Source organism: Aminobacter ciceronei (assembly GCF_014138625.1).
In the GTDB taxonomy this organism is placed as follows: domain Bacteria; phylum Pseudomonadota; class Alphaproteobacteria; order Rhizobiales; family Rhizobiaceae; genus Aminobacter; species Aminobacter ciceronei.
The window spans coordinates 1-9687 of the sequence record NZ_JACJHY010000074.1; the positions used below are offsets into that span (position 1 = coordinate 1).

At 64.2% G+C, this 9687-nt stretch carries 9 protein-coding genes; 5 read left to right on the forward strand and 4 right to left on the reverse strand.

Going from position 1 to position 9687, the window contains the following annotated elements; translation table 11 throughout:
* The first annotated feature begins 211 nt into the window (after positions 1-211).
* The 4 genes from HNQ95_RS32890 to HNQ95_RS32905 all read left to right on the forward strand — a co-directional run bounded on the left by HNQ95_RS32890 (position 212) and on the right by HNQ95_RS32905 (position 3634).
* Positions 212-574 (forward strand): MmcQ/YjbR family DNA-binding protein, encoded by a 363-nt coding sequence (locus HNQ95_RS32890; protein ID WP_067957809.1) that lies wholly within the window; start codon positions 212-214, stop codon positions 572-574.
* Positions 575-751: 177 nt separating this feature from the next.
* Complete coding sequence (locus HNQ95_RS32895; protein ID WP_067957813.1) at positions 752-2128, forward strand: L,D-transpeptidase family protein; 1377 nt, start codon at positions 752-754, stop codon at positions 2126-2128.
* 102 nt (positions 2129-2230) lie between these two features.
* On the forward strand, positions 2231-3079 hold the full coding sequence (locus HNQ95_RS32900) for a phosphotransferase family protein (RefSeq protein WP_182576215.1): 849 nt from the start codon (positions 2231-2233) through the stop codon (positions 3077-3079).
* Positions 3080-3139: 60 nt separating this feature from the next.
* On the forward strand, positions 3140-3634 hold the full coding sequence (locus HNQ95_RS32905) for a GNAT family N-acetyltransferase (RefSeq protein WP_182576216.1): 495 nt from the start codon (positions 3140-3142) through the stop codon (positions 3632-3634).
* Positions 3635-3654: 20 nt separating this feature from the next.
* Here HNQ95_RS32905 and HNQ95_RS32910 read toward each other — a convergent pair whose 3' ends face one another.
* From HNQ95_RS32910 to HNQ95_RS32920, 3 genes are all read right to left on the reverse strand, one after another.
* Positions 3655-4125 carry an SRPBCC family protein gene (locus HNQ95_RS32910; protein WP_067957824.1) on the reverse strand — a complete coding sequence of 157 codons (471 nt, stop codon included), beginning with the start codon at positions 4123-4125 and terminating at the stop codon, positions 3655-3657.
* Entirely contained in the window at positions 4122-4460 is a 339-nt protein-coding gene (locus tag HNQ95_RS32915) for an ArsR/SmtB family transcription factor (RefSeq protein WP_067957831.1), read from the reverse strand. The genes HNQ95_RS32910 and HNQ95_RS32915 overlap by 4 nt, the downstream gene beginning before the upstream one ends.
* A gap of 123 nt (positions 4461-4583) precedes the next feature.
* The gene (locus HNQ95_RS32920) at positions 4584-5264 is read right to left on the reverse strand and encodes a glutathione S-transferase family protein (protein ID WP_182576217.1); all 681 of its coding nucleotides are present in this window, start codon (positions 5262-5264) and stop codon (positions 4584-4586) included.
* Between the two features lie 281 nt (positions 5265-5545).
* On the opposite strand from HNQ95_RS32920, the gene HNQ95_RS32925 reads away from it, so the two are divergent.
* Positions 5546-7063: an MFS transporter gene (locus HNQ95_RS32925; RefSeq protein ID WP_182576218.1), complete on the forward strand. Its 1518-nt coding sequence runs from the start codon at positions 5546-5548 to the stop codon at positions 7061-7063.
* 93 nt (positions 7064-7156) lie between these two features.
* Here the strand turns inward: HNQ95_RS32925 and HNQ95_RS32930 are convergent, their stop codons facing one another.
* Positions 7157-9127, reverse strand: coding sequence for a M23 family metallopeptidase (locus tag HNQ95_RS32930; protein WP_067957839.1), 1971 nt, complete (start codon positions 9125-9127; stop codon positions 7157-7159).
* Positions 9128-9687 lie beyond the last annotated feature (560 nt).

Sequence of the window (9687 nt, forward strand, 5' to 3'; positions counted from 1 at the left end):
AATCAGCCTCTGGCCAAAGCCAGAACCAAGCCTCGCATGAGGCCAAAGCCGGCTCGCAACGGCACTGGCATCTGCCCCCCGACATCAATCCAAAAGCTCAATCAACCCACAAAACAAAACCCCGCCGAAATTCGACGGGGTTTGTCAGCAGTCTGAGCCCTCCCCCTTCCTGGGGAGGGCTTTTTCTTATCGGCCGCCTGGGGGAGCTGCGATGACACTCGACGATTACAACGGCTTCTGCGCCTCGTTGCCACACACGACCCATGTCGTGCAGTGGGGCGGGGCGCATGTCTGGAAGGTCGGCGGCAAGGTCTTTGCCATCGCCGGCTGGAGCGACGGCGTGGGACTTGCCGTTACCTTCAAGGTTTCCGAGATGGCATTCGACATTTTGAAGGAGCAGCCCGGTCTCCGGCCAGCGCCCTATCTTGCCTCGCGCGGCATGAAGTGGATCCAGCGCCAGAACGGCGAAACCATGGACGACGAGGGGCTGCGAGACTATATCGGCGAGAGCCACCGGATGATCGCGGCCAAGCTGCCGAAGGCAATGCGCAAGCAGCTCGGCCTTCCCGCCTGACCCGCGATTCTCAGGCGCCGCGCAGTCTGCCAAGGCCTCAAAATCCTGCTAACACGGTCATTTTCATGCCCCGTTCATGTTGGAAGGGTTAGCAGATCATTATTGGATGTCAGTGGATAACATTGATTCACGGCGGCCGGCCTGTGGGCGGCCGAGATTCGGAGAGATGTGGCGACCATGTTGCGCAAGATCGTTGTGCTTTCGGCCATGGCCACCGGCCTGTCGGCGCTCCAGGCAGCGGCCGCGATCGTGCCGTCAGGCGAGCCCGTCTCGCCACGCGTGCGGGTTGGCCAGAACCTGCTCCAGCTTGCCCAGAGCGAGGTCGAGGTCTTCTACGACAGCCGCGGCAACCGTGTGCTCGTCGATCCCTACACCGGCAAGGTCATCGCCGTGCAGCCGCCGGAGAGCCGCCTCAACCGCCAGGCCTTGCGCCGCGAACTGCGCCGCCAGGAGCTGCGCCGCGACTACCGCCAGGGCGACGTGCTGATCGGACCGGCGGATGACGGCTATTACAGCGACGACGCGCTTGCCGTTCCGGCCGAACCCAATGGTGACGACTACTATAACAGCGATCCCAACGCCTTCCCCGAGGCGCCAAGCGGGCCGCGTGTCGTTTCGCGCGAACCGCTCCAGAGCCCGGACGATCAGCCGGCGCTGCCGGCCAACCCGCGCATCACCGATCGGCCGCTCGAGCCGTCCATCGCGGTCAAGGGCCGCGAGGACGTCGCTTCGCTGCAGATACTTCTCGATCGCCTCGGCGCTTCGCCCGGTGTCATCGACGGGCGTTTCGGTTCGAACGTCGACAAGGCGCTTGTCGCCTATAACGAGATGACCGGCGCCAGCCTGAAGTCGACTGACGCCGAAGGCATCAAGCAGGCGCTTGCCGAAACAGGCGGCGACGCCTTCGGCTCCTACACCATCACGCCGGAGGACGCCGCCGGCCCTTACATCGCCTCGGTTCCGGCCGACTACAGCGAGAAGGCCCAGCTCGAGCGCATGGCCTTCACCTCGGTCACCGAAATGCTCGCCGAGCGTTTCCACATGGACGAGAACTATCTCAAGGCGATCAATCCGGACGTCAATTTCAACCGCCCGGGCACCATCGTGAAGGTCGCCAATTTTGGCAAGCTGGTGAACAAGCCGGTGTCGCGCATCGTTGCCGACAAGGGGCTGAAGCAGGTTCGCGCCTACAACGAGGCCGGCCAGCTCGTCGCCGCCTATCCGGCGACCATCGGCTCGGGCGACACGCCGTCGCCGACCGGTATTCATGCGGTGTCGCGCGTCGCGCTCGACCCCAACTACACCTACAATCCCAAGATCAATTTCAAGCAGGGCGAAAACAACAAGGTCCTGACCATCCCGCCGGGCCCGAACGGCCCTGTCGGTTCGGTCTGGATCGCGCTGGACAAGCCGACCTACGGCATCCACGGCACCCCGGATCCCTCCAAGATCGGCAAGACCGAAAGCCATGGCTGCGTGCGCCTGACCAACTGGGACGCGCGCGAACTCGCCAAGATCGTCAAGGCAGGCGTGCCGGTCGAATTCATGGAGTAGCTCCGCTAGTGCCGCAATGGCCGTGGAGAGACCCTCCGCGGCTCGGAACTTTTGCCACCTGTGGCGACACGGTTCCGGCTCATTGCCGACGGACGATTTTCGATGATCCAGCCGACAGCTCGGGAAATCGCCGAGGCCCTGCATCAGCCCGAATTCCTGTCCGCAACCGTCATCGACAGCGGCCAGAACAACCGCATCTTCGATACAGGCAAGGTCATCGTGCGGATACCCCGGCACGACGAGGCGCGCCGCGATCTTGCCCGCGAGGCCGACGTGCTCGCCGTCCTGGCGCCGATGCTTCCCGTGCCGGTGCCCGCGCCGGAGCTGAGAAATGTCGGCGCGTATGTCGTCGCCGTCCATCGCAAGCTGCCCGGCGAGCCGCTGCTGTCGCTCGATGGAATGACTGCTGCGCAGACGCAGGAACTGGCCCGAGACCTCGCGCTGTTCCTGCGCGCGCTTCATGCGCTCCCACAAGACATGCTCAGGGACGCCGCTCCCGCTGACCCCATGGCCGAATGGCGCGATCTCCTCGAGCGGCTTGAAGCCAAGGCGCTGCCGTTGCTGCCGGCTGCCGTCGCCAATTCCATCCGCAACAGTTTCATCAGGTTTCTAGGGCGTGTCCCCGACGCTCCGCGCACCATCACGCATGGCGATTTCGGCACCGGCAACATCCTCGTCGACAAGGGCAGGGTTTCAGGCGTCATCGATTTCGCCGGCTGCGGGGCGGGCGATCCCGCCTATGATCTCGCCAGCCTGTCGGCCGGGCTGGGCGACGATGTCCTCGCGCTGATGGCGCCGCATTATTCCGGCATCGCCGGGATGCGGGATCGCATCACCTTCTACCGCAGCAGCTTTCCGCTGCTCGACGTTCTGTTCGGTGTCGACCATGGCGATGCGGTCGCACTCGACGCCGGGCTGCGATCCCTGACGGCCGGCAACGCACCGGCCTGACTTGCGCCTTGCATTTGGGCCATGGCTGCCGGCAAATGTCCGGAGAATCGAGGTAGCGAGATGTACATCCGTTCCGAACGGCCGGCCGACGTCGACACGATCCGCGCGCTCACACGTGCCGCCTTTGCGGACGCCCTGCATTCGAGCCAGACCGAAGCGGCGATCGTCGATGCCTTGCGCGATGCCGGTGCGCTGACGCTGTCGCTGATAGCCGAGGACGGCGGCAAGATCCTTGGGCATGTCGCCTTCTCGCCCGTCACCGTCGGCGGTGACGCAGGCTGGTATGGCCTCGGGCCGGTGTCGGTCTGGCCCGACAACCAGGGCAAGGGCATCGGCCAGGCGCTGATCCGCCTCGGGCTCGACGCGCTGCGTGGGATGGGCGCCAAGGGCTGCGTCCTCATCGGCGACCCGGCCTATTACAGCCGTTTCGGTTTCGTCGCCGACCCCGCCGTCACCTATGACGGCCTGCCGCCGCAATATGTCCAGCGGCTGGCCTTCGGCGACACCGTCCCCGGCGGCGAAATCGTCTATCACGCCGGCTTCGAGGCGAGCTGAGCCAGCCGGGCTACGAGCACTCAGTGTACGCTCGCCGTCTCCCTGCTGAGGATGTCCACCAGCCGGTCGAAGCCAGTTCCGGTGCCCGAAATCCGCGCCGCCATCGCCTCGGCGGTGCCGAGAAAAGCCAGCTGCTCGGTGAACCGCATCCGCGTCTGGCCGGCTTCGGGCAAAAGCTGGATCGTGGCCAGCGATGCAGAGATGCGTTTGCCGCCATGGCTCATCTCGAAACCATAAATGATGCGCTCGCCGGCCACGATGTCGAAGTAGTCGGCGCGGAATGCCAACTCGGCACCGTCGGGCATACGCCAGCGCTTGGCCTCGATGCCGCCGACGCGAAAATCGAAACTGTCCTCAAGCGTCACCCAGTCGGCATGGCAGTCGTTCCACGCCCGCTTCAGCGCCTGGTCCGACCAGAAGCGGAAGGCGTGCCTGGGCGACGCCGGCAGCTCGCGCTCGACGACGAAGGTCTTGTGTGCCACGTCGGTCATTCACCTTCCTCCCCGGGAAAATCCTTCATTGCCTGGACAAGGCGGTCGAATGCCTTGTTCATCGCAGTCTGCCGCTGTCTCACCCAGTCGTCTATCTCGGACAGTGCCGCGGGTTCGATCGTGTAGGTGCGGGTCCGGCCGACCTTGCGCGAGGCGACGATGCCGCCGTCCTCGAGCACCTTCAGATGTTTCAACGCCGAGGGCAGCCGCATGCCTTGCGGTTCGGCCAGCTGCTTGACGGTTGCCGGACCCATGCTCAGCCGCTCGACCATGCCGCGCCGGCCGGCGTCGGCAAGGGCGGTGAAAACGCGGTCCAGTCGTTGTGCCTCGATCATCGGCCTGTCCCCTTGCTGTGCTCAGAGCAATTCCAGGAAAAGTGTGCAGCGGTTCTGCGTCCGGAATTGCTCGAAAACAGAGAGATAGAGAGATTCCGCGATTCGAAGAAAAGCGGAAACGCTCTAGTCATGAAGGAAGCGCTCCGGCATCAGTTCGCGATAGGGGAAGAAACGGAAATAGGGCCGCGCTTCGCCGACCGTCCGTCGCACCGACGGCCGCGCCATCAGCCGCTCGAAATAGGCGGCGAGATTGTGCTGGTCGCTGGCGAAGGGATGAACGATCGAGGCGTAAAACAGGCCCGGTGCCGCCGCGCAGTCGGCAATGGTGAAGTCCTCGCCCGCCGCCCAGTTCTTGTCCGCCAGCTGGCGCTCTATCATCACATAGGCGGTGTCGAGCGTCCGCCGCGCATCGGCCACGCCGACCGGATCGTTGCCGCCTTCGGGCCGTATCCTGTCGGTGACGACCTTCTGCATCGGCACGCTGACATAAAGATCGAAGAAGCGGTCCCACAGCCTGGCGTCAAGCCTGCGCTCGGCATCCGCCGGCAGCATCGGCGCCGGCCCGGGATAATGCCGATCGAGATATTCGATGATGATGCTGGTCTCCGGCACCGTGCGATCGCGGAAGTCGTCGCGCAGCACCGGAATCTTGCCCACCGCCCATTTCGCCGCCAGCGCAGCCGTCTCTTCCGGATCGCCGAGGTCCACTGTCACAGGGATAAATTCGGTCCCATTCTCATAAAGCGCAATCAGCACCTTGTGGCAGAAGGCAGCGAGAGGATGGGAATAAAGCGTCAGCGCCATTGCAGGGCTCCAGATAGTTTCCATACTTGGAAACTATTGCAGCGAGTTCGACTGCGCAAGAGAAAGTTTCCTTATGTGGAAACTATTCGCAGGGAGCTGGAGATCGAAGAGGGAGAGCTTTTCCACGGGGGCAGAGGGTCCCGGGCCTCGTTTTGCTCGCCCGGATGACGAGCTTGACCTGCTGCCGAGCGCCACGATACGGCAAGCCCATGTCGCCTGGCTTCCAGAATTCGTCCCCCTGGTCGCTTCCTGCGCAAAGCTTGCCCACATAGTCTCCAGCCATGGACATTTCCGACACCGCACCGACCCCGGCCAACTACAGCCACGTCTTCTGTCCGCCCGATGCGCGGCGCTATGTGCTCATCTCGGCGATCCTTGCCTCCAGCATGGGCTTCATCGACGGCTCGGTGGTGTCGCTGGCGATGCCGGTCATCCGGGCTGATCTCGGCGCCTCGCTCGTCGACGCACAGTGGATCAGCAACGGGTACATGCTGTTTTTGTCGGCGCTGGTGCTGCTCGGCGGCGCTGCCGGCGATGTTTTTGGGGTGCGCAACATCTTTGCTGCCGGCATCATCCTGTTCATGGTCACTTCGGCGGCCTGCGCGCTCGCTGTCGACGCCGAGATGCTGATCATCATGCGCGCGGCACAAGGCATCGGTGCCGCGCTGATGGTGCCGGGCAGCCTCGCCATCATTGCCAAATCCTATCCCAACGCGACGCGCGGCAAGGCCATCGGCCAATGGGCGGCGTTCTCGTCGCTGACAACCGCGATGGGGCCGTTCGTCGGCGGCATGGTGCTGTCTTTCGGCGCCGAATGGATGTGGCGGCTGATCTTCGCCATCAACGTACCGATCGGGCTCGTCGCCCTCACCATGCTGCTCAGCAAGGTGCCACAGGACCGGCCGTCGTCCAAGCGTCGGCTCGACATTGCAGGTGCGATGCTGGCAACCGTCGGCCTCGGCCTGATGGCCTGGGGCCTGACCGCCTTCGGCCTGCCCGCAGACGTTCGTTCTGTCTCGCCATGGCTGTGGATCGCGGTCGGGGGTGCAATCTTCGCCGGCTTCATTGTCTGGGAGAAGTGGGCGCGGGCGCCGATGGTCAAACTCGAGCTGTTCGCCTCACGTGCCTTCACCGGCGCCAATCTCTACACGTTGATCCTGTTCTTCGCCTTCAATGCAGTGCTGTTCTTCCTGCCGATGACCGTCGTTTCCGGCTGGGGTGCCAAGGAATGGGAGGCGAGCCTGCTGTTCCTGCCGCTGTCCTTGTTCATCGCAGGCTTGTCGAGCTATTCGGGCCGGCTGTCCGACGCCATCGGCCCGCGCTGGCCGCTGACCGTGGGTGCGGCAATCGTCGGCATCTCTTATGCAGGCCTTGCGCTGACAATGCCGCTGATGATGCTCTGGCAGGTGACGTTCCCTATCCTGCTGCTCAAGGGCCTCGGCATGGCCGTCGTCTCGCCGGTGTCGGCGGCGGTGATGCGGGCGACACCGGAGGAGGACACCGGGCTTGCCTCCGGCATCAACAACGCGCTCGCCCGGGCCGCCGGCCTGATGGCGGTGGCCTCGCTTGGTGCCGTTGCAGGTGTGGTCTTTGCGAATGTCCTGGGAACGGCTGCACCGGGCGTCGAGTTCGGCGCTTACGTGGCTGCGCCGCTCGACGCGGGTGCGGAAGCCTTGCGGGTTTCGGCGACAAACAGCGCCTTTGCGGCGATCGCGGCGATTGCGGCCGCGATGTGCTTCGTCGCGGCAGCCGTCGCCTGGTTCACCCAGCCGTCGTGGAAAAGGCAGGAAAAAGCCTAGTTGTCGTTACGCAATTCCTGGGAAAACCGCCGCGCATTTTTCCTGGAGTTGCTTGAAATGGTCCATATCCCTCCCTTGACCAACACGGATACTCTAGCCGCTGACCTTGGCGGTGCTCGCGACCTTCAGTGCGTCCTTGTTTTCGTCCTTGAGCAGGTCGTCGATTCTCTCGCGCTCGCGTTTGAAGGCGACCAGTTCCTCGCCCTTGAGCACGCGGCCGGTGGGCAGGCGCACGCGCATCGGGTCGACTTTGGTGCCGTTGACGATCAGCTCGTAATGCAGATGCGCGCCGGTCGACAGGCCGGTGGTGCCGACATAGCCGATGACCTGGCCCTGACGGACGCGGGCGCCGGGGACGACGCCGGGTGCGATGCGGCTCTGGTGATTGTACGACGTCTCGTAGCCATTGGTGTGGCGGATGATGGTCTGCTTGCCGTAGCCGCCGGCCCAGCCGGCCTTCTCGACGACACCATTGCCCGAGGCGATGATCGGCGTGCCGGTGGGGGCGGCCCAGTCGACGCCGGTGTGCATCTTGACGTAGCCGAGGATCGGATGCTTGCGGCCGCCGAAACCGGAGCGGAACTTGCCGTTGGGCAGCGGGTTGCGCAGCAGGAACTGGCGCGCGCTGCGGCCGTCCTCGTCGAAATAGTCGACTGCGCCGTCGCCCATCTGGAAGCGGTAGAAGTTGCGCGTGTTGCCACCGAAATTCGCCGAGACATAAAGCAGTTCGGAATCGGCCGAGGCCTTGTCGTCGCCATCGGGCTGCGAGAAGAACACCTCGATGCGGTCTGACGGATTGAGCCGCGACTGGAAGTCGACGTCGGACGACAGCAGCCGGACCAGCTTTTTGGTCATGTCTTGTGACATGCCGTAGGAATAGGCCGCCCGATAGATGCCGTCATAAACGGTCGGCAGCGCGCCGCGCGAGGTTGTCGGCACCGTCGGCGTGTCCTCGAAAGCGGTGGCGATCTCGGGGTTCGGCTCTGGCTCATCGCCGGGAACGAACTGGTCGCGGTCGTCGAGCGCGATGGTCAGGATGTGCTGTGAGCGGTCGTAGACGCTGGTGCGAACGATCTTGCCGACGTCGCCACGGACCTCGAGGCCGACGCGCAGCACGGTGCCGGCCTTGAGCGCGGTCGCATTAAGCAGCCGTGACACCGCATTGGCCATGCCTTGGGCGTCCTCGCCTGAATAGCCGGCGTCGGCCAGTGCATCGGCGATCTTGCGGTCCTTCTCGAAGGCGATGATGTCTTCGGCATAAGAGAGTGTTTCGGGATCGACGTCGGCGCGGGCGCTGACCGAGACGTTCTCGGGCACAATCTTGATTCCGTAGGAGCCGGCGAGCGTCTGGTCGGCAAACGCGTTGCCGAAGCGCTGCGGGTCGACATAATGCAGCGAGGCAACCTGGATGTCGCCTTCGGTCAGGTCGCCGCCGGTATCGCGCACCACTTTCTCGACCTCATTGGCGGAGAGTGCCGAGCTCTCGTCGAAGGTTGCCGTCTCGACGGGGAAGTCGACGGTCTTGAGGCTCATCTCGCTCTCGACCTTGACGCCGTAGATCTGGCCGGTCGTCGCAGCCTGCGCCGGCTGCTGTGCCGGGCCGTCCTCGGCAAAGACCGTCAGCGGGTCGAAGGCGGGATAGCTGCGCGTCGTCGGATGCGAGGCTGCGAGCGCCATCTTGATCTGGACGAAAGGCATGGTGCGAATGACTTCGCGATCGCCTTCCTTGGTCAGCATCGACACTTCCATGCGCCGCCGGTCCTTGGCCTTGGCGATCTGGCGCAGCGGCGCAAGCCTTGTGGTCTTGGCGCTCTGTCCGCCATCGCCGCTGGCGGCAAGCGTCGCCAGTTCGGCGATCTCGGGTGGGGTGGCGAGCTTCTCGCGGCCGTCGAGGGCGGCAAACAGCGCCACGCCCATCAGCACGCTCGAGGTCACGCCGGTCAGGAAGGTGCCCGAAAGCCAGCGCGCCGAGACCTCGCGTCGGTCCGGGGGACCGGCGCGGCCATCCGCGATCAGCGGCGGCTCATTGCCGAGCTCGGCTATGGTCTGGTCCGTATCCTGCATCAAGTACGGCTAAAATCCCCGACGCGTTCGCGCCCGCTTGCTTTTAGTTGCCAAGACATTTGCCTGTCATGGCGCTCCAAGTCAACGAAGCCCGCATGCGCGTCCCCGCCAACCTGCCCCTCATCTCTTATATATACTGGCGGTGCGTACAGACTTTGCACCAAGGGCGTTTCGAGACATCTGCCCGCATTGGGGCGGGAATAGGGCTCCGGCCGGGGCTGGGTGACGTCGTCCTGTTCTTTATAAGCGAGGGGCGCCGCCGGCTGTGCAGGATCCCCATATATGTATTGGGGCCGCAAAGCGTCGAACGTGAGCGGTGGGGCAGCCGGCTAACGTCGTTTTGCAGGGGATGTCGTGTGTCGGCATGGGCAATCTGCCTTGGCCAAGGGCGTTCGGGGCGGCTCCGTGGATTTTCTTGGAGCTCCTTCCGCAGGGGCCTTCAGGGTTGCGGTCAGGGATGGGGAAGTTTGTCGCAAAAAATTCGCAAAAGTTGGAAAAGGTCGTTGACAGTCTGAGAGGGTGGCGACTATATACGCCTCAACAACGAGGGCGGCGCGCCG